General features: G+C 72.6%; 15 protein-coding genes and 1 riboswitch. Of the genes, 5 read left to right on the forward strand and 10 right to left on the reverse strand.

Going from position 1 to position 18,469, the window contains the following annotated elements:
• Window positions 1–44 precede the first annotated feature (44 nt).
• Window positions 45–1,283: an MFS transporter gene (locus AB0J12_RS22900; RefSeq protein ID WP_363266204.1), complete on the forward strand. Its 1,239-nt coding sequence runs from the start codon at window positions 45–47 to the stop codon at window positions 1,281–1,283.
• Window positions 1,243–2,562: a D-arabinono-1,4-lactone oxidase gene (locus AB0J12_RS22905; protein WP_363266205.1), complete on the forward strand. Its 1,320-nt coding sequence runs from the start codon at window positions 1,243–1,245 to the stop codon at window positions 2,560–2,562. The genes AB0J12_RS22900 and AB0J12_RS22905 overlap by 41 nt, the downstream gene beginning before the upstream one ends.
• Here the strand turns inward: AB0J12_RS22905 and AB0J12_RS22910 are convergent.
• Window positions 2,486–3,235, reverse strand: coding sequence for a hypothetical protein (locus AB0J12_RS22910; RefSeq protein WP_363266206.1), 750 nt, complete (start codon window positions 3,233–3,235; stop codon window positions 2,486–2,488). The genes AB0J12_RS22905 and AB0J12_RS22910 overlap by 77 nt on opposite strands.
• A gap of 487 nt (window positions 3,236–3,722) precedes the next feature.
• On the opposite strand from AB0J12_RS22910, the gene sepH reads away from it, so the two are divergent.
• Window positions 3,723–4,766: a septation protein SepH gene (gene sepH, locus AB0J12_RS22915; RefSeq protein ID WP_363266207.1), complete on the forward strand. Its 1,044-nt coding sequence runs from the start codon at window positions 3,723–3,725 to the stop codon at window positions 4,764–4,766.
• A 331-nt stretch (window positions 4,767–5,097) separates the two neighbouring features.
• Here the strand turns inward: sepH and AB0J12_RS22920 are convergent, their stop codons facing one another.
• Window positions 5,098–5,949 carry a sulfurtransferase gene (locus AB0J12_RS22920; protein ID WP_363266208.1) on the reverse strand — a complete coding sequence of 284 codons (852 nt, stop codon included), beginning with the start codon at window positions 5,947–5,949 and terminating at the stop codon, window positions 5,098–5,100.
• A gap of 290 nt (window positions 5,950–6,239) precedes the next feature.
• Here AB0J12_RS22920 and AB0J12_RS22925 point away from each other — a divergent pair, with 290 nt between their 5' ends.
• The gene (locus tag AB0J12_RS22925; RefSeq protein ID WP_363266209.1) at window positions 6,240–7,055 is read left to right on the forward strand and encodes a VOC family protein; all 816 of its coding nucleotides are present in this window, start codon (window positions 6,240–6,242) and stop codon (window positions 7,053–7,055) included.
• A 100-nt stretch (window positions 7,056–7,155) separates the two neighbouring features.
• On the opposite strand, the gene AB0J12_RS22930 is transcribed toward AB0J12_RS22925, so the two are convergent.
• The 4 genes from AB0J12_RS22930 to AB0J12_RS22945 all read right to left on the reverse strand — a co-directional run bounded on the left by AB0J12_RS22930 (window position 7,156) and on the right by AB0J12_RS22945 (window position 12,691).
• Window positions 7,156–7,806 carry a thymidine kinase gene (locus tag AB0J12_RS22930; RefSeq protein ID WP_363266210.1) on the reverse strand — a complete coding sequence of 217 codons (651 nt, stop codon included), beginning with the start codon at window positions 7,804–7,806 and terminating at the stop codon, window positions 7,156–7,158.
• 44 nt (window positions 7,807–7,850) lie between these two features.
• Entirely contained in the window at window positions 7,851–9,041 is a 1,191-nt protein-coding gene (locus tag AB0J12_RS22935; RefSeq protein ID WP_363266211.1) for a nucleotide pyrophosphatase/phosphodiesterase family protein, read from the reverse strand.
• Window positions 9,041–9,628 (reverse strand): DUF5998 family protein, encoded by a 588-nt coding sequence (locus AB0J12_RS22940; RefSeq protein WP_363266212.1) that lies wholly within the window; start codon window positions 9,626–9,628, stop codon window positions 9,041–9,043. The genes AB0J12_RS22935 and AB0J12_RS22940 overlap by 1 nt, the downstream gene beginning before the upstream one ends.
• A gap of 129 nt (window positions 9,629–9,757) precedes the next feature.
• Entirely contained in the window at window positions 9,758–12,691 is a 2,934-nt protein-coding gene (locus AB0J12_RS22945; RefSeq protein ID WP_363266213.1) for a GNAT family N-acetyltransferase, read from the reverse strand.
• A gap of 180 nt (window positions 12,692–12,871) precedes the next feature.
• Here AB0J12_RS22945 and AB0J12_RS22950 point away from each other — a divergent pair, with 180 nt between their 5' ends.
• Window positions 12,872–13,153 (forward strand): HPr family phosphocarrier protein, encoded by a 282-nt coding sequence (locus AB0J12_RS22950; protein ID WP_030235221.1) that lies wholly within the window; start codon window positions 12,872–12,874, stop codon window positions 13,151–13,153.
• Window positions 13,154–13,347: 194 nt separating this feature from the next.
• On the opposite strand, the gene AB0J12_RS22955 is transcribed toward AB0J12_RS22950, so the two are convergent.
• The 4 genes from AB0J12_RS22955 to AB0J12_RS22970 form a co-directional block, all read right to left on the reverse strand.
• Window positions 13,348–14,040 (reverse strand): GntR family transcriptional regulator, encoded by a 693-nt coding sequence (locus tag AB0J12_RS22955; RefSeq protein ID WP_363266214.1) that lies wholly within the window; start codon window positions 14,038–14,040, stop codon window positions 13,348–13,350.
• Window positions 14,041–14,281: 241 nt separating this feature from the next.
• Complete coding sequence (locus tag AB0J12_RS22960; RefSeq protein WP_363266215.1) at window positions 14,282–15,025, reverse strand: M23 family metallopeptidase; 744 nt, start codon at window positions 15,023–15,025, stop codon at window positions 14,282–14,284.
• A gap of 12 nt (window positions 15,026–15,037) precedes the next feature.
• Window positions 15,038–15,191, reverse strand: a riboswitch (cyclic di-AMP (ydaO/yuaA leader).
• A gap of 235 nt (window positions 15,192–15,426) precedes the next feature.
• On the reverse strand, window positions 15,427–16,815 hold the full coding sequence (locus tag AB0J12_RS22965) for a pitrilysin family protein (protein WP_363266216.1): 1,389 nt from the start codon (window positions 16,813–16,815) through the stop codon (window positions 15,427–15,429).
• Window positions 16,812–18,206 carry a pitrilysin family protein gene (locus tag AB0J12_RS22970; RefSeq protein ID WP_363266217.1) on the reverse strand — a complete coding sequence of 465 codons (1,395 nt, stop codon included), beginning with the start codon at window positions 18,204–18,206 and terminating at the stop codon, window positions 16,812–16,814. The genes AB0J12_RS22965 and AB0J12_RS22970 overlap by 4 nt, the downstream gene beginning before the upstream one ends.
• Between the last annotated feature and the right edge of the window lie 263 nt (window positions 18,207–18,469).

Here is an 18,469-nt window from a genome sequence, read left to right on the forward strand (position 1 = left end):
TCGCACGGCCCCGCCCCGAGCCGTACCGGACCCCCGGAGACCACGTGCCCAGCCCCTACCGCGCCTTGTTCGCCGCCCCCGGCTCCAAGGGTTTCTCCGCCGCGGGCTTCGTCGGCCGGATGCCGCTGTCGATGATGGGCATCGGCGTCGTCACGATGGTCTCCCAGCTCACCGGCCGCTACGGCCTGGCGGGCGGGCTGTCGGCGACGATCGCGCTGTCCGCGGCGGCGCTGGGTCCGCAGATCTCCCGGCTGGTGGACCGGCACGGGCAACGCCGCGTGCTGCGCCCGGCGACCCTGGTCACGCTCGCGGGGGCCGCCGGACTGCTGCTCACGGCCCACTACCGGTGGCCGGACTGGCTCCTGTTCCTCTGCGCGGTCGGCATCGGCACCGTCCCGAGCCTCGGAGCGATGATCCGGGCCCGCTGGGCCGAGCTGTACCGGGGCACCGAGCGGCTGCACACCGCGTACTCCTTCGAGTCCGTGGTGGACGAGGTGTGCTTCATCTTCGGGCCGATCATCTCCATCGGCCTGTCCACGGCCTGGTTCCCTGAGGCGGGTCCGCTGCTCGCCGCGTGCTTCCTCGCCGTCGGCGTCTTCTGGCTGACCGCGCAGCGGGCGACCGAGCCCGCGCCGCACCCGCGCGAGCAGCACGGCGGCGGCTCGGCGCTGCGCGCGAAGGGGCTGCAGGTACTGGTGGCGACCTTCGTGGCCACCGGCACGATCTTCGGCTCGGTCGACGTCGTCACGGTGGCCTTCGCCGACGAGCAGGGCCACAAGAGCGCGGCGAGTGTCGTCCTGGCCCTGTACGCGGCCGGGTCGTGCGTCGCCGGGATCGTGTTCGGTCTGCTGCGCTTCACGGGTCCGCCCGCCCGCCGCTGGCTCCTGGGCGTGTGCGCCATGGGCGTGAGTATGATCCCCCTCCTACTGGTCGGGAACCTGCCGTTTCTGGCCGCGGCGCTCTTCCTTGCGGGTCTGTCCATCGCTCCCACGATGATCACGACGATGGCCCTCATCGAGGAGCACGTACCACGCGCGCACCTGACCGAGGGCATGACCTGGGTGAGCACCGGGCTCGCGGTCGGCGTCGCGCTCGGCTCCTCGGTGGCCGGCTGGGTGATCGACTCGGCCGGCGCACGAGCCGGGTACGCGGTTCCGGCGGTGTCCGGAGCGGTCGCGGTGGCGGTCGGTTTCCTCGGGTACCGCCGGCTCAGCAGGCCGGTTCCGCGTCGGGGAGGCACCGTTGAGCAGCACAGCGAGCGGGAAGAACGGCACGTGGCGTAACTGGGGCGGCAACGTCTCGGCCCGCCCCGCGCGGGAGGTCACGCCCGCCTCCGTCGACGAGCTGGCCGCCGCGGTACGGCGGGCCGGCGAGGACGGTCTGACCGTGAAGGCCGTCGGTACGGGGCATTCCTTCACGTCGATCGCGGCGACCGACGGCGTCTTGATACGCCCTCAACTGTTGACCGGTATACGCAACATCGACCGTGAGGCGGGGACCGTCACGGTGGAGGCCGGCACCCCGCTCAAGAGACTCAACATGGCGCTGGCGCGCGAGGGACTGTCGCTCACCAACATGGGCGACATCATGGAACAGACCGTCTCCGGCGCCACCAGCACCGGCACGCACGGCACCGGTCGTGACTCCGCCTCGATCGCCGCACAGATCAAGGGCCTGGAGCTGGTGACGGCCGACGGCTCGGTGCTCACCTGCTCCGAGAAGGAGAACCCGGAGGTCTTCACGGCCGCCCGGATCGGCCTCGGCGCCCTGGGCATCGTCACCGCGATCACCTTCGCCGTAGAGCCGATCTTCCTGCTCACCGCGCGCGAGGAGCCCATGCCGCTGGAGCGGGTCCTCGCCGACTTCGACGAACTGTGGGTCGAGAACGAGCACTTCGAGTTCTACTGGTTCCCGCACACCGGCAGCACCAACACCAAGCGCAACAACCGCAGCGCGGGCCCGGCCCGGCCGGTGAGCCCCGTCAAGGGCTGGATCGAGGACGAGTTCCTCTCCAACGGCGTGTTCCAGGTGGCCAACTGGGTCGGCCGGGCGGCGCCCGCCGCGGTCCCGGCGATCGCGCGGATCTCCAGCAAGGCCCTGTCCGCGCGGACCTACACCGACATCCCCTTCAAGGTCTTCACCTCTCCGCGCCGGGTGCGGTTCGTGGAGATGGAGTACGCCGTTCCGCGCGCGGCCCTGACCGAGACGCTGCGCGAACTGAAGGCCATGCTGGACCGTTCGGGCCTGCGCGTCAGCTTCCCCGTCGAGGTGCGCACCGCCCCGGCCGACGACATCGCCCTCTCCACGGCCTCCGGGCGCGACAGCGCCTACATCGCCGTGCACATGTTCCGGGGCACGCCCTACCGGCGGTACTTCACGGAGGCCGAGCGGATCTTCACCGCGCACGAGGGCCGGCCGCACTGGGGCAAGGTGCACACCCGGGACGCCGCGTACTTCTCCCGGGTGTACCCGCGCTTCGGCGAGTTCACGGCGCTGCGGGACCGGTTGGACCCGGAGCGGCGCTTCCAGAACGACTACCTGCGCCGGGTGCTGGGGGCGTAGCGGTCGCGGGCGCGCTCGGCGTGCCGGCGCCGCCCGTCGAACCGTCCTCGGTGGCGTCGGCGCTGGGCGTCGGTGTCGGCGTGGCGCTGGGAGTCGCGCCCGGTGTCGTGTCGCCGGAACCGGAGGGCGAATCGCCCGGCGCGGTGCCGCCGTCCGCCGGCGGCGCCTTCGAGGGCGAGCCGGTGCCGTGGTCCCCCGGTTCGGAGGACGGGGACGGCGTGGCGGGCGACGAGGCGCTGCGTCCGGTGAACGCATGACTGACGGTCGTGCCCTTGCCGCCGCTGAAGCTGCTGCCGGAGACGAGTTCGAAGGCGGTGACGCCGGCCATGGTCACGCCGAAGACCAGCGCCGCCGCGAGAAGCGGCCGCCGCCAGCTCTTGACCCGGGCCCGGTAGACGGTCCCGTCCGTGTACTCGCCCGGAGCGGGCGGCCCGGACTGCTCCCTTGACCGGGGCACGGTGACTGTGCGCAACTGCTCGCCGGTGTGCTTGAAGAAGTGCTGGAACACCGTGCCGCCGCAGGTGGCGATGACACTGACCACCCCGGCGCCGAGGATCGTGCCGTAGACGCCGAAGGAGGAGGCGAGTTTCGCGGCCACCACCGCGGCCATGGCGCTGCCCGCCACCTGAGGGAGGTTCAGGTCGATGCGCTTCTTGTCCTGCCGCTGCGTCAACTGTCCGTTCCCTCTCATTCCCGTACGTGATCGACTTTTCCTACTTGATCAACCAACTGCACGAGAAAGGGACGTAGGAACGAAACCAATAGTTCCGTTTCTGCTGATTACGTGAAGTACGCCACGTTCAAGATCGCGAAAACCGGCCACGGGCGGCCAAGTCCCGCCTCTTGCCAGAAGTTGAGCGGCGCGCCGATCCACGCGCGTGGCCCGAATGGAGTACTGTTGCGAGCCCTGGACCCGGTCTCCCGCCAGGATGTCCGGGGCCTTGCTGGACCGCCAGGAGGGGGGCTTGTCGCACAGGGTGACGGCGTTGGTCACTTAGCGTGGCGAATAGGTAACCGTGCCATAACGGCGATCCAGGGCCCGTGCCCGACACGCCGGGCAACTCGGCAAGGTTGTGGCAGGCTGCACCCGGGCAGGCCACACTCGACTAGCGGAAGCAGCGACGCACGTGACGTCGGCAGGCACCACCCGGGAGGTCCCCATGCCCGAACTGCGTGTCGTGGCCGTCTCCAATGACGGCACACGGCTGGTGCTGAAGGCTGCGGACAGCACGGAGTACACGCTTCCGATCGACGAACGGCTCCGCGCCGCCGTGCGCGGCGACCGTCCCCGCCTCGGCCAGATCGAGATCGAGGTGGAGAGCCATCTCCGCCCCCGCGACATCCAGGCGCGTATACGCGCCGGCGCGACCGCGGAAGAGGTCGCGCAGATGGCCGGCATCCCCGTCGACCGCGTACGCCGGTTCGAGGGCCCCGTCCTCGCCGAGCGTGCCTTCATGGCCGAGCGGGCACGCAAGACACCCGTCCGCCGCCCCGGGGAGAACGCCGCGGGACCGCTGCTCGGCGAGGCCGTGCAGGAACGGCTGCTGCTGCGCGGCGCCGAGAAGGACACCGTGCAGTGGGACTCCTGGCGCCGCGACGACGGCACGTGGGAGGTGCTGCTGGTCTACCTGGTGGCCGGCGAACCGCACTCGGCGAGCTGGACGTACGACCCGCCGCGGCGGCTCGTCCAGGCCGTCGACGACGAGGCGCGCTCGCTCATCGGCGAGTCCGACGACCTCGCGCCGCCGGAGCCCAGCTTCCCCTTCGTGCCCCGCATCGCCCGTCTGCCGCGCGACCGCCCGCTGGACCGCCCGCTCGACCGGGAGCGGCCGAGCCTGCCCGCGCAGGCGTCGGAGCCGGTGGAGGAGAACACCGGCGAGCGCGACTCGCTCACCAGCCTGCTGGAGGCGGTCCCGAGCTTCCGGGGCGATCTGGTGGTGCCGGAGCGAGCGGCGTCCTCGGAACCGAACGACGACGAACCGGACGCGGAGCCCGCGGCGGAGGAACCGCCGGCGCCCGCCGCCTCGGCCGGTTCCGCCTACGCCGACGTGCTCATGCCGCGGTCGGTCGGCAGCCACCGGGACCGCCTGATCGGCGCGACCGACCGGCAAGCCGAGGCCGACGGCGTCCGCCCCGGCCGCCGCGCGGCGGTACCGAGCTGGGACGAGATCGTCTTCGGCACGCGGCGCAAGAAGCAGGAGTAGCGCGCGGGAGCGGGGCTCAGGCCCCGTGGGTGAGGTGCCCGCCTCGCCGGGCGTACGGCGCCCGGCGAGGTACGACGACGGCTGGCGAGGCGGTACGACGACGGCCGCGCGGGCGCCTCGGGCGGTACGGCCCGAAGCCGGAACGCTGGACGCGCTCGCCCCGGCGTCCGCGTGCAGCCTCTCGGGGCGCCTCCATGACGCCACGGCCGCATGCGCGCGCAGGCGCTCCCGGCAGGGCACAACGCTCACGCGGCCGACGTCACCGCTCCACGCGCGCGTGCTCGTCGTGTCGCGCGAGCCGGGGCGGAGAACCCGCCCCGACGCCACCTGATCACTGCGGGTCCGGCCCCACCGCCACCGGCCGGTCGGGGTCCGACGACCACTCCGACCACGAACCGACGTACAGGGCCGCCGGGATGCCCGCCACGGCCAGCGCCAGCACCTCGTGCGCCGCGGAGACGCCCGAGCCGCAGTAGACCCCGACCTCGGTGTCGTCGGCGGCTCCGAGGGCCTTGAAGCGGGCGCTCAGCTCCTCGGCGGGCAGGAAGAGGCCGTCGGGGCCGACGTTGTCCGTGGTCGGCGCCGACACCGCGCCGGGGATGTGACCGCCGATCCGGTCGATCGGCTCCACCTCGCCCCGGTACCGCTCTCCCGCCCGGGCGTCGAACAACAGGCCGGAGCGGGCGAGCGCGGCCGCCTCGTCCGCGTCCAGCCGCCGCACGGCTCCGGGAACCGGTTCGAAGTCGCCCTCCGGCGGCTGCGGCACCGCCGTCTCCAGCCGGCCCTTCCATGCCGTCAACCCGCCGTCGAGGACCCTCACATCCGGGTGACCCGTGTAGCGCAGCAGCCACCACGCGCGTGCCGCCGCCCAGCCCTGCCCGCCGTCGTACACGACCACGGGCCGCTGTGCGGACACGCCGGCCCGGCGCATCGCCGTACCGAAGACGTCGAGGCCGGGCAGCGGGTGGCGGCCGGCCGGGCCGGGGGCGGCGGCCAACTCGCGGTCCAGGTCGACGAAGACGGCGCCGGGGATGTGCCCTTTCTCGTACTCGGCGCGGCCGTCGAAGGGCGGTTCGCCGGCCGCCTTGGCCACGCTCAGCTGCCAGCGGACGTCCAGCAGGACCGGCGGGTTCTCGCCGGTCAACTCACCGGCGAGTTCGGATGCGGAGATGATGGCGTTCATGACCCCATCCTTGCGCACGGGGTGGCCGCATCGCCCATGTCCGGCTACTGTGCTCGGCCGGACAGGCTCGGTCACGATGCGTACGTGATCGAGCACATGCCGTACCATCCATCGACACCCGCCGCCGGTACACCGCGACGCGCGGGAGACCGCGCTCCGGGCACAGCCCGACGTCCCGACCGCCCCGTACCGCGCGTGGCGGGCCCGGCCGCGGCTGGTGTGCGTATCCCGCACGCGTCCGGTGAGCGGATTGGACACGGCCGCCGCGAGGGGCCGAGAAGAGAGTGACGATGACCGAGGCAGGCGGGTCGGCCGACCGGAACGGTGAAGCGCACGCTCGGTACGCACCGGGAACACCCTGCTGGGTGAGTCTGATGGTGCACGGGGTGGCCGCGACCCAGGAGTTCTACTCGGAGCTGTTCGGCTGGGAGTTCCAGCCGGGCCCGCAGCAACTCGGCCCGTACGTGCGGGCCCTCCTCGACGGCCGTGAGGTGGCCGGCATCGGACAGCTGCCGCCCGACCGTCATCTGCCCATCGCCTGGACGCCGTACCTGGCCTCCGACGACGTGGACCTCACCGCCGAGACGGCCCGGATGTGCGGCGGCACCATCGGCGTCGGTCCGCTGGACGCCGCCGAGGCGGGGCGGATGGCGATCGGCTCCGACCCGTCCGGCGCGGTGTTCGGCATCTGGCAGGCCTCGGCGCATCTCGGCACCGGCCTCACCGGCGTACCCGGCACGCCCGTCTGGAACGAGCTGGTGACGTTCGAGACGGAGAACACCGCCAAGTTCTACGAGACGGTGTTCGGCTACGAGGAGGAGCCGCGGGCCTCCGCCGACGAGGACCGCGTGGTCCTGCGCGTCGGCGGCCGGCCGGTCGCCGGTGTCCGCGGGGTGGGCCACGCGCTGCCGCACGACCGAGGTCCGCACTGGATGACGTACTTCCAGGTGGCCGACGTGGACGCGGCTCTGACCCGGGTCGCCGAACTCGGCGGCCGTGTCCTCGGCCCGGTGCGCGACAGCGCGTTCGGGCGCATGGCAGCGGTGTGCGACCCGGAGGGGGCGCGCTTCTCGCTGCTCCAGCCGCCGGACGGTGCGCCCGCGTAGGTCGGCCAGACCGCGTGGTTCAGGCAGACCGCGTGGCTCGGGCAGATCGCGCAGGCCGGGCACGAGAAAGCCGCGGCTCGGGCAGGAGAGAGCCGCGGGCTCAGGCCGGTGAGACCGGCAGGACGTCCGGCGACAGGGCCGCCGCGTGGGCCGTCGCGGCCGTCATTCGGCGGCGGTGGTGACGGCGGCACAGCACCTCGTAGCCGATCTCGTCGGCCGAGCGGTTGACGTCGCCGACGACGACCTGGGCGCCCTCGACGACCATCACGCCGCCCACCGTGCGCGCGTTGTGCGTGGCGCGGGCGCCGCACCAGCACAGCGCCTCCACCTGGAGCACCTCCACCCGGTCGGCCAGCTCCACCAGCCGCTGCGAGCCGGGGAAGAGCTTGGAGCGGAAGTCCGTGGTGATGCCGAAGGCGTAGACGTCGAGCTCGAGGTCGTCGACGACGCGCGCGAGCTGGTCGATCTGCTCGGGCACCAGGAACTGCGCCTCGTCCGCGATCACGTAGTCCACGCGCCCGCCGTGCGAGAGGTGGTCGATGACATAGGCGTACAGGTCCATGCCGTCCACGACCTCCACCGCGTCCGTGACCAGGCCGAGGCGGGAGGACAGCTTGCCCTCGCCGGCGCGGTCGTCACGGGTGAAGATCATGCCCACCAGGCCGCGGGCGGAACGGTTGTGCTCGATCTGGAGAGCCAGCGTCGACTTCCCGCAGTCCATCGTTCCGGAGAAGAAGACCAGCTCGGGCATGGGGGGATGAGCACCTTTCGGCGGGGAGGGGGACGAGTGGGCCTTCAGGAGCGTACTTCGAGCAACGGCACCAGCTGCTCGGCAGGGGTCATCGAGCCGTGGTTGCCGACCATCGCCGACTCGTTGGGCTCCCGCTCGGAGGCGATGAGGAGCACGTCGTCGTGCGCGGCCGCGACGACGTCGCCGAGGCGTGCGTACACCCGGTCGTCGATGTGCGGGCCGAACCAGCCGGCCGCGATCGCCTCGTCCCGGGACGCCACCCAGAACCGGTCGCCGAGCACCTCGCGCCAGCAGGTGAGCACGTCGTTCTCGGCCCCGGAGACGGCGTAGACGTGCCGGGCGCGGCCCTCGCCGCCGAGCAGGGCGACGCCGGCGCGCAGCTCCCAGTCCTCGTCGAAGTCGATGCGGTGGTCCTCGTCGAACGGGATGTCGACCATGCCGTGGTCGGCCGTGATGTACAGCGCGCTGCGCGGTGGGAGCTGCTCGGCCAGCCGCTGGGCGAGCCGGTCGACGTACATCAGCTGGCCGCGCCAGGTGTCGGAGGCGACGCCGTAGCGGTGGCCGGAGCCGTCGAGTTCGGCGTAGTACGTGTAGACCAGGGAGCGGTCGGCGGCGGCCAGTTGCTCGGCCGCGAGGTCCATGCGCTCCTCGCCGGTGAGCCGCCCGTGGAACGTCCCGCCGCTGAGGGCGACCTTGGTCAGCGGGGTGTTCTGGAAGGTGGGCGACGACACCTGGGCGGCGTGCACACCGGCCTCGTGGGCCTGCTGGAAGACCGTTGGGTACGGCTGCCAGGGGCGCGGCGGGGTCCAGGGCTGCCAGCGCAGCTGGTTCATCAGCTCGCCGGTGGCCGGGTTGCGGGCGGTGTAGCCGGGCAGGCCGTGCCGTCCCGGGGGCAGGCCGGTGCCGACGGAGGCGAGGGAGACGGCGGTGGTGGCCGGGTAGCCCGCGGTGACGGGGCGGCCGGTGCCGCCGCGCGAGGCGGCCATCAGGGAGGTGAGGAACGGCGCCTCGTCCCGGTGGGCTCGCAGCTGCTCCCAGCCGAGGCCGTCGATGAGGAAGACGCAGTTCCGGTCGGCCGGCGTGAGCTCGGGGATGGCCGCAGTCATGCCGGGTACGCCCATGCCGGCGGCGAGGGTGGGGAGTACGTCGGCCAGGGAACCGCTGCCGTACTCGGGGACGGGAGCGGAGGCCAGGGCGAGGGGTTCGGGGTGCGGTTCCCAGGCGGTGTGGACCATCAGCGGGTGATGTCCGCCGTGGCCTCGGAGATCGCCTGGGCGAAGGCGAGCGTCTGGCGGACGGTCTCCGGGCCGTCCCCCGCCTCGCTGACACGCAGGCTCAGGTCGTCCGCGGTGGAGTTGCCGGTGTAGCCGTGGTCGGCGTCGCAGTTGGGGTCGCCGCAGGCGGCGGGCTCCAGGTCGATGCGGGAGACGGCGCCCCAGCCGATGGTCAGCACGACCTCGCGGGGCAGCGTGCCCGGGGTGTACGACTCGGGGTTGGCGACGACGCGGCTGACCACGACCGACGAGATCCGGTCGATTTTGACGGACTCGGTGGACGTCGTGGCGTACGGCGTCGGGGACGTGCTGTCGGCGCTCTGCTCGTCGGTGTGGCTGACGAGGAAGCGCGTGCCGGTGAGGACGAGCACGGTCACGTGCCGCCGCACCTCGTTCTGGTCGAAGGTGGTCTCCTGGTGGACCAGGTACGACCGGATGGGCTCGCCGCCCACGGCGGCCTCCACCGCCTCGGCCACGAGGGCCGGGTAGTAGCCGCTGCGCTCGATCGCCGCACGCAGCCCCTGGGTCGTCGTACTGGTCTTGGCCATGCGCCCCATCCTACGGGGGACCACTGACTGCGAGGGAACCGTTACGGGGTTCCGGCGGCCCCGGCAGGGACCCGCGGGGGCTGTGATGTGCCTGGGCGAGGTGCGGGGACGGGGCCGGGGCCCGGGTCGTCAGTACGCCGGGAGCGTGCGGGGGCCGAGGTCGTCGCGGGCGGGGGGCGGTGCCAGTCGTACCGAGGCGCCGAGCACGCTCAGGCCGTGCGGGGCGACGACGACGGGTTCGAGGGTGACCGCGACGACCTCCGGGTGGTCGTCGACCAGCCGGGAGACCCGCAGCAGCAGTTCCTCCAGGGCGGGCGTGTCCACCGGTGTCGAGCCGCGCCAGCCGAACAGCAGCGGGGCGGTGCGGATCGAGCGGACCAGCGAGGTCGCGTCCCGGTCGGTGACCGGTATGAGCCGGTGCGCCATGTCGCCGAGCAGCTGGGAGGCCGCTCCGGCGAGGCCGAAGGAGAGCACGGCTCCGGCGGCCGGGTCGATGACCGCCCGTACGACGGTGTCGACGCCGCGCGGTGCCATGCCCTGCACGACCGGCCGCAGCTCCTCCGGCTTGCCGAACAGGTCGGTCAATTCCGCGTAGGCGCGCCGCAGTTGCTCCTCGTCGGCCAGGTCGAGGCGTACGCCGCCGAGGTCGGCGCGGTGCCTGAGGTGCGGGGCGGTGGCCTTGAGGGCGACCGGGTAGCCGAGGGCGCGGGCGGCCTCGGCGGCGTCGTCCGGGGTGGGTGCGGGCAGGGCGCGGCGGACGTGGACGCCGTACCGGCCGAGCAGTTCGCAGGTGTCCTCGGTGGAGAGGGTGAGGCCCTGTCCGCGGGCGAGCAGGGCGTCGATCCGGCGGGCGGCGCCCTTGACGTCGATGTCGTCGTACTCGGGGACCTTGCCGGGGTCGATGGCCTCGCGCCGCCACTGCGCGTACCGGACGGCCTCGGCGAGGGCTCGGACGGCCCGCTCGGCGGCGGGGTAGGCGGGGATGAGGTGGGTGTCTTCGGGGGTGCCGAGGTGAGCTGGGAGTTCGGCGGGGGCCCGGGAATCGGCGGGAGACACGTCCCGGGCGGGCGTGGCGGGCACGCGCGTGGCACCCGGGCCTGCCGGGACCGTGCTTTCCGGGACCGGCGCGCCCGGTGTGCCGTTCTGGCTCGGAGCGCCGCTCCGGCCCGGCGTGGGCGGCACGCGGGTGTCCGTCTGTGGTGCCGTGCTCGCCGCGGCCGAGAGGGCCTCCGCCAGGCCACCCAGCTCGACGTGCACCACCAGTACCGGCTTGCCCGGCACGGCCGCCGCGGCGGAGCGCAGCGCCTGCGCCAGCTCGGCGTCTCCCGGTGAGCCTTCGCCGATCGCCGGGATGGCGGTCACGACGACCGCGTCGCAGGTGTCGTCGGCGAGTGCCCGCGCCAGTGCCGCGCGGAAGTCCTCCGCGGAGGCGGCGGTGGTGAGGTCCAGCGGGCGGTGCGGGCGCAGTCCGGCGGCCAGGCACTGGTCGTACGTCAGCACGCCGAGGGACTCGGAGTTGCCGAGGATCGCCACACGCGGGCCGGCGGGCAGCGGCTGGCGGGCGAGCAGCAGTCCGGCGTCGACCAGCTCGGTGATCGTGTCGACGCGGATCACGCCGGCCTGGCGCAGCAGCGCGGACACCGTGGCGGGCGGCAGGCGCGTCGCCCGTACGGCGTGTCCCTGGGGCGCGGATCCGGAGCCCTGGACGACGACCAGCGGCTTGGCGGCCGCGGTGCGCCGGGCGAGGCGGGTGAACTTGCGTGGGTTGCCGATGGACTCCAGGTACATCAGGACGACGTCGGTGTCCGGGTCGTCGTACCAGTACTGCAGGACGTCGTTGCCGGAGACGTCCGCGCGGTTGCCGGAGGAGACGAACGTCGACACGCCCGTGACGCCCGTGACGCCGCCGCCGCGCCGGTGCAGCCGGGACAGCAGGGCGATGCCGATGGCCCCGGACTGGGCGAACAGGCCGATGCGGCCGGGGCGCGGCATCTCGGGCGCCAGGGAGGCGTTCAGCCGGACGGCCGCCGAGGTGTTGATCACGCCGAAGGCGTTCGGGCCGATGATCCGCATGCCGTACGTGCGCGCCTGCCGGACGAGTTCGCGCTGGCGCTCGCGTCCCTCGGGGCCGCTCTCGGCGTATCCGGCGGAGATCACCACGAGTCCCTGCACGCCGTGCTCGCCGCACTCGGTGACGACCTGCGGCACATGGCCGGCGGGTACGGCGACGACGGCGAGGTCGACCGGGCCCTCGATCTCCCGCACGGAGCGGTGGGCGGGGACGCCGTCGAGTTCGGTGATGTCGGGCCCGAAGGCGCGGTTCACGGCGTGCAGACGGCCGGTGTAGCCGGCCTCGCGGAGGTTGGCGAGGATGCTGCGGCCGACGCCGCCGGGGGTGCGACCGGCCCCGACCACGGCGACCGAGCCGGGCATCAGCAGCCTCTGCACGGAGCGGCCCTCGGCGCGCTGTTCGCGCGCGTACTGCACGGCGAGGGAGCGCTCGGTGGGCTCGAGATCGAACTCCAGGCGCACGACGCCGTCCTCGAAGCTGCGCTTCTGGGTGTACCCGGCGTCCGTGAACACCTTGATCATCTTGGTGTTGGCGGGCAGCACCTCGGCGGCGAAGCGGCGGATGCCGCGCTCGCGGGCGACGGCGGCGATGTGTTCGAGCAGGGCGGAGGCGACGCCGCGGCCCTGATGGGCGTCCTGGACGAGGAAGGCGACCTCGGCCTCGTCGGCCGGTGCGGACGCGGGCATTCCGTTCACGCCGATCCGGTCGTAGCGTACGGTGGCGATGAACTCGCCGCCGATCGTGGCCGCGAGTCCCACCCTGTCCACAAAGTCGTGGTGTGTGAAGCGGTGGACGTCCTTCGCGGACAGACGCGGGTAGGGCGCGAAGAAGCGGTAGTACTTCGACTCGTCCGACACCTGCTCGTAGAAGCTGACCAAGCGGTCCGCGTCATCGACGGTGATGGGGCGGATCCGCGCGGTGCCGCCGTCGCGCAGCACCACGTCGGCCTCCCAGTGAGCGGGGTACTCCTGCCTGTCCGACGCGCTCTGCATGGGGCCCAGAGTACGGCTCGCGTACGACAACGGCGCGGGGCACTCTGTGGAGGACGGATGCCGGGTCGAGGCCGCGGCCCGGTGATCGCGTCCGGATGGGGTCGCAGGACCTCTCCGGGCATGCTTCACCATATGGGAAACTGGTCTAGACAACCCTGAGAAACTGAAGGGCAGCAACACATGGCTGAGCGCCGCGTCAACGTCGGCTGGGCCGAGGGCCTCCATGCCCGCCCCGCCTCCATCTTCGTCCGAGCCGCCACGGCCGCAGGCGTCCCGGTGACGATCGCCAAGGCCGGCGGCACCCCGGTCAACGCGGCCTCCATGCTGGCCGTCCTCGGCCTGGGCGCCCAGGGTGGCGAGGAGATCGTCCTCGCCTCCGACGCCGAGGGCGCGGACGCCGCCCTGGACCGTCTGGCGAAGCTGGTCTCCGAGGGGCTCGAGGAGCTCCCCGAGACCGTCTGAGTCACGCCTGACCGTCCGAGTCACGCATAAAAGAAGCCGCGTCGTCCTTTCAGGGCCGGCGCGGCTTCGCTTTTCCCGTCCACCATGAGGCGACGCGGACGGAAATTGACGGCACGAGGGAAAAGGCGAGCCCGATAAAATGGCACCCCTTTCAGCGGGCGCACATATCCCTCTCTTTGTATACGGCGCGCGTGTTAATGCCGTAGGCCCGACGTGTTTACGGGGTGTTGCGAACTTCTCACACGCTCGGGTCGGTCTCCGCCGAAGAAGCGCAGCCGGTACGCGGCGGTGGAACGCTCGGTGTGCAGGGCGGCGACCGCACGCGCGCGTTCCCCGTCGCCGCGCGCCACCGCGTCCGCGATCGCGCCGTGCTCGGCCCAGGACCTGACGGGGTCGGCCGACGGCTCCACGGCGTACATCCAGGCGATCTTGTGGCGCAGCTGAGTGAGCGTGGCGGTCAGCGCCTGGCTGCCGCACGCCTGGACGAGCGTCTCGTGGAACCAGCCGCCCAGGGAGCGCAGGTCGTCGCCGGTTCCGTGCCTGGCCCGGTCCTGACCGAGCCGCACCAGGCCGCGCAGCACCTTCAGATGCGCCTCGGTACGCCGCTGGGCGGCCCGCGCCACACCGAGCGGCTCCAGCAGCATCCGCATCTCCAGCAGGTCGGCCGCTTCCTGCTCGGTGGGCTCGGCCACGCACGCGCCCGCGTGCCGTCGCGTCACGACGAAGCCCTCGGCCTCCAGGGTGCGCAACGCCTCCCGCACGGGCACCCGGGAGACGCCGTACCGGCGGGCGAGGAGTTCCTCGGTGAGCCGGCTGCCGCGCTCATGGACACCGGCGACGATGTCGTCCCGGATCGCCGTGCACACCGAGTGCGCCGGAATACGCATGTCCGACCTCCGCCTTGATCCCCGTGAAACGCCGACGATGGACGCGTGTTCCGTGACTCTATTCCAAGGGGGCCGAATTTCCGACGGCAGGCCGGATTCCATGGATATTTTTTGGTCACCTCGCCGGGGTTCTCCGGGACGAAGAGGCGGGTATGAAGAGGCGGGGACGAAGGGCCGGAAAACGGAGAAAGCCCCGGCGCGATGCGCCGGGGCTTCCCGGAGTGGGTGCCGTGCTCGGGTGTCAGACGTTCACGCCGTGCGCACGCAGATAGGCGATCGGGTCCATGTCGGAGCCGTACTCGGGGCTGGTGCGCGCCTCGAAGTGCAGGTGCGGGCCGGTGACGTTGCCGGTCGCGCCGGACAGGCCGATCTGCTGGCCGGCGACGACCTGCTGGCCGACCACGACACCGATCGACGACAGGTGCCCGTACTGGGTGTACGTGCCGTCGTGCATGCGGATGACGATCTGGTTGCCGTAGGCGCCGCCCCAGCCGGTCTCGACGACGGTGCCGAAGCCCACCGCGTGCACGGTGGTGCCGGTGGCGGCGTGGAAGTCGATGCCGGTGTGGTGGCCGGAGGACCACAGGGAGCTGCTGGCCTCGTAACCGGTGGAGACGTAGGAGTGCGCGATCGGGGCCACGAAGGTGGTCAGGCGCTTGCGCTCGGCCTCACGGGCGGCGCGCTCCTTGGCCTCGTGGGCGCGCTCGGCGGCGGCCTCGCGTGCGGCCTCCTCGATGGCCTTCTGCTCGGCGGCCTGCTTCTGGGCCTCCGCCTGGGCGTCGATCTGGGCGGCGAGCGAGTCGTCGACGCTGATCACGGGGAGCAGACCGGTCTGCTCGGCGGAGGTGTCGGCGGCGAGGGCGGGGGCCGCGAGGGTGCCGATGACGCCGGTGGTGGTGAGCGCGGCGATTCCGGCGGCCTGCGCGGTGGTGCGCTTCATCCGGCTGGGACGACGGTGCTTCCCGGTGGCGCTGACGAACGCCATGTGGTGGCTTGTCCTTTCCTTCCCTCTCGCCTACCGGGTTAGCTGACGGGTTCGGAGCAGGAAGGTCTCCTACGAGCACCCTCGCGGGCGCCCGATTCACCCCAGGGACGTGTGGGTCCCCGGCTCCCCTGGCTCGCGCCGTACGGGGACTCGGCGATGACTGTCCGGTGCCGCGGGTGCGGCGCTATGCCTGACGGACAGCCCGGACGAAGCTACGGTGATCGACCTTCAATCCTCAAACGAAACAGGCGTTTTGTAGCGCATCCCACAGGCCAGAAAGGCAACCTCCGCCCCAATTCGGGCATATGTGGGATGCGGCGCCTTCAATCACAAACAGCCCCGGGGGCACGGCAAGGGCCCTGGTGCTCCGTCAGACACCAGGGCCCCACGCGCGTGTGCGGCTACTCCGCGCTCACCACCGTGACGTCGCCGATCCCGAGGGCCTCGACGGGCTCCTTGATCTGCGCCGCGTCCCCGACCAGGACGATCACCAGACGGTTCACGGGGAAGGCGTTCACGACCGCCGCCGTGGCCTCCACGGTGCCGGTCGCGGCGAGCTGCCGGTACAGGGTCGCCTGGTAGTCGTCGGGCAGATGCTGCTCGACCTGGTCGGCGAGCGTGCCCGCGACGGCGGCCGCGGTCTCGTACTTCAGCGGGGCCACCCCGACGAGGTTCTGCACGGCGACGTCGCGCTCGGCGTCCGTCAGGCCGTCCGCCGCCAGGGTGCGCAGCACCGTGAAGAGGTCGTGCAGCGCCGGACCGGTGTTCGGCGTGTCCACGGAGCCGCTGATGGCGAGCATCGCCGCGCCCGTGCCGTCGGGGGCGGAGCGCAGCACCTGGCTGAAGGCGCGCACGCCGTACGTGTAGCCCTTCTCCTCGCGCAGGACGCGGTCCAGGCGGGAGGTGAGGGTGCCGCCCAGGCAGTACGTGCCGAGCACCTGGGCGGGCCACACGCGGTCGTGCCGGTCGGGGCCGATCCGGCCGATGAGCAGCTGCGTCTGGACGGCGCCGGGGCGGTCGACGATGACGACGCGGCCGGTGTCGTCGGCGGTCACCGCGGGCACGGGGCGCGGCTCGGTGCGCGAGCCCGTCCAGGCGCCCACGGTGTCACCGAGGAGGTCGTCGAGGTCGAGGCCGGTCAGATCGCCGACGACCACCGCGGTCGCGGTGGCGGGGCGCACGTGCCGCTCGTAGAAGGCGCGTACGGCGGCCGCGTCGACGGCTGCGACCGTCTCCTCGGTGCCCTGACGCGGGCGCGACATGCGGGAGTCCGCCGGGAAGAGCTCCTTGGACATCTCCTTGGCGGCGCGGCGGGCCGGGCTGGCCAGCTCGTGCGGGATCTCGTCGAGGCGGTTGCGCACCAGCCGTTCGATCTCGCTGTCGGCGAAGGCGGGCGCCCTGAGGGCGTCGGCGAGCAGGCCGAGGCCCTTGGCCAGCCGTGAGGCGGGCACCTCCAGGCTGAGGCGGACGCCCGGGTGGTCGGCGTGCGCGTCGAGGGTGGCGCCGGCGCGCTCCAGCTCGGCGGCGAACTCCTCGGCGGAGTGCTTGTCCGTGCCCTCGGAGAAGGCGCGCGCCATGATCGTGGCGACGCCGTCCAGGCCGGCGGGCTCGGCGTCCAGGGGCGCGTCCAGGAGCACCTCGACGGCGACGACCTGCTGGCCGGGGCGGTGGCAGCGCAGCACCGTCAGGCCGTTGTCGAGCGTGCCGCGCTCGGGGGCCGGGAAAGCCCACGGCCTGGCCTCGCCCGCCTGGGGCTGGGGGTGGAAGTCCATCGTGGCGAGCTCGGTCACTTGGCCGTCTCCTCGTTCTTGTCGCCGGCCTCTACGGTCGCTTCCTGCTCAGGGTCCTCGGGCACATCGGCGTCCGGTGCGGCCTCCGGGGTCTTCGGCTCGTACACGAGCACCGCGCGGTTTTCGGGGCGCAGGCGGGCCTTGGCGACCTCCTGCACCTCCTCGGGCGTCACCTCGAGCACGCGCTGAACGGCGGTGAGGGCGAGCTGCGGGTCACCGAACAGGACGGCGTAGCGGCACAGTTCGTCGGCGCGGCCGGCGACGGTACCGAGCCGGTCCAGCCACTCGCGCTCCAACTGGGCCTGCGCGCGTTCCATCTCCTCGGCCGTGGGGCCCTGCGCGGCGAACCGGGCGAGCTCCTCGTCGATCGCGGCCTCGATGACCGGCACCTCGACGTCACCGGACGTCTTCACGTCCAGCCAGCCCAGGGAGGGCGCCCCGGCGAGGCGCAGCAGCCCGAAGCCGGCCGCGACAGCCGTACGGTCCCGGCGCACCAGCCGGTTGTACAGGCGGGAGGACTCACCGCCGCCGAGGATCGTCAGCGCGAGGTCCGCCGCGTCGCACGCGCGTGTGCCGTCGTGCGGCAGCCGGTAGGCGCCCATCAGGGCCCGCGCGGGGACCTCCTCGCGGACGACCTCGCGCAGCTGCCGGCCGATGACCTCGGGCAGCGTGCCGTCGCGCGGCTCGGGCTTGCCGTCGTGGGCGGGGATGGAGCCGAAGTACTTCTCGACCCAGGCGAGGGTCTGCTCCGGGTCGATGTCGCCGACGACCGACAGGACCGCGTTGTTCGGCGCGTAGTAGGTGCGGAAGAAGTGGCGGGCGTCCTCGAGGGTGGCCGCGTCCAGGTCCGCCATGGAGCCGATCGGGGTGTGGTGGTAGGGGTGGCCCTCAGGGTAGGCGAGGGCGGTCAGCCGCTCGAAGGCGGTGCCGTAGGGGACGTTGTCGTAGCGCTGGCGGCGCTCGTTCTTGACGACGTCGCGCTGGTTCTCCATGGACTCCTCGTCCAGGGCGGCCAGCAGGGAGCCCATGCGGTCGGCCTCCAGCCAGAGCGCGAGCTCCAGCTGGTGGGCGGGCATGGTCTCGAAGTAGTTGGTGCGCTCGAAGCTGGTGGTGCCGTTCAGCGACCCGCCGGCGCCCTGCACCAGCTCGAAGTGACCGTTGCCCTTGACCTGGGCGGAGCCCTGGAACATCAGGTGCTCGAAAAGGTGAGCCAGACCCGTACGCCCCTTGACTTCGTGGCGCGAGCCGACGTCGTACCAGAGGCACACCGCCGCGACCGGGGTCAGGTGGTCCTCGGAGAGCACCACGCGCAGGCCGTTGGCCAGGCGGTGCTCGGTTGCTGTCAGTCCGCCGGAGCCTGCCTCGGCTGTAGCCGTGTGACCCATGGGCATGTACGTCCCTTCCATCGCGGAAGCGGTCGTGAAACCGCGCGTTTCCTGCCGTCCTGCCACTGTATGCAAGCGCGCGGACCGGCGGCGAAGTTCCCGCACGAGGTACGCCGACAGCGAGATCGCGTAGCCTGCGGACGATCGTCGTGCGCGGGTCGGCACGGCCGGGGATCCGGCGCCCCGACTCGGGCGCTCCCCTACGGCCGCGCGGTGCCGGAAGGCCGGGTGTACGGGCGCCGCTTCACGCAGCCGGAGTCGGGTGCGCG

The organism is Streptomyces sp. NPDC049915 (genome assembly GCF_040656475.1).
Taxonomy (GTDB): domain Bacteria; phylum Actinomycetota; class Actinomycetes; order Streptomycetales; family Streptomycetaceae; genus Streptomyces.

Bases quoted from the DNA above. Each gene is read 5' to 3' on its own strand.
- sepH (WP_363266207.1), top strand. From the start codon at position 3,723: ATGCCCGAACTGCGTGTCGTGGCCGTCTCCAATGACGGCACACGGCTG.
- AB0J12_RS22920 (WP_363266208.1), bottom strand. From the start codon at position 5,949: ATGAACGCCATCATCTCCGCATCCGAACTCGCCGGTGAGTTGACCGGC.
- AB0J12_RS22925 (WP_363266209.1), top strand. From the start codon at position 6,240: ATGACCGAGGCAGGCGGGTCGGCCGACCGGAACGGTGAAGCGCACGCT.
- AB0J12_RS22930 (WP_363266210.1), bottom strand. From the start codon at position 7,806: ATGCCCGAGCTGGTCTTCTTCTCCGGAACGATGGACTGCGGGAAGTCG.
- AB0J12_RS22935 (WP_363266211.1), bottom strand. From the start codon at position 9,041: ATGGTCCACACCGCCTGGGAACCGCACCCCGAACCCCTCGCCCTGGCC.
- AB0J12_RS22940 (WP_363266212.1), bottom strand. From the start codon at position 9,628: ATGGCCAAGACCAGTACGACGACCCAGGGGCTGCGTGCGGCGATCGAG.
- AB0J12_RS22945 (WP_363266213.1), bottom strand. From the start codon at position 12,691: ATGCAGAGCGCGTCGGACAGGCAGGAGTACCCCGCTCACTGGGAGGCC.
- AB0J12_RS22950 (WP_030235221.1), top strand. From the start codon at position 12,872: ATGGCTGAGCGCCGCGTCAACGTCGGCTGGGCCGAGGGCCTCCATGCC.
- AB0J12_RS22955 (WP_363266214.1), bottom strand. From the start codon at position 14,040: ATGCGTATTCCGGCGCACTCGGTGTGCACGGCGATCCGGGACGACATC.
- AB0J12_RS22960 (WP_363266215.1), bottom strand. From the start codon at position 15,025: ATGGCGTTCGTCAGCGCCACCGGGAAGCACCGTCGTCCCAGCCGGATG.
- AB0J12_RS22970 (WP_363266217.1), bottom strand. From the start codon at position 18,206: ATGCCCATGGGTCACACGGCTACAGCCGAGGCAGGCTCCGGCGGACTG.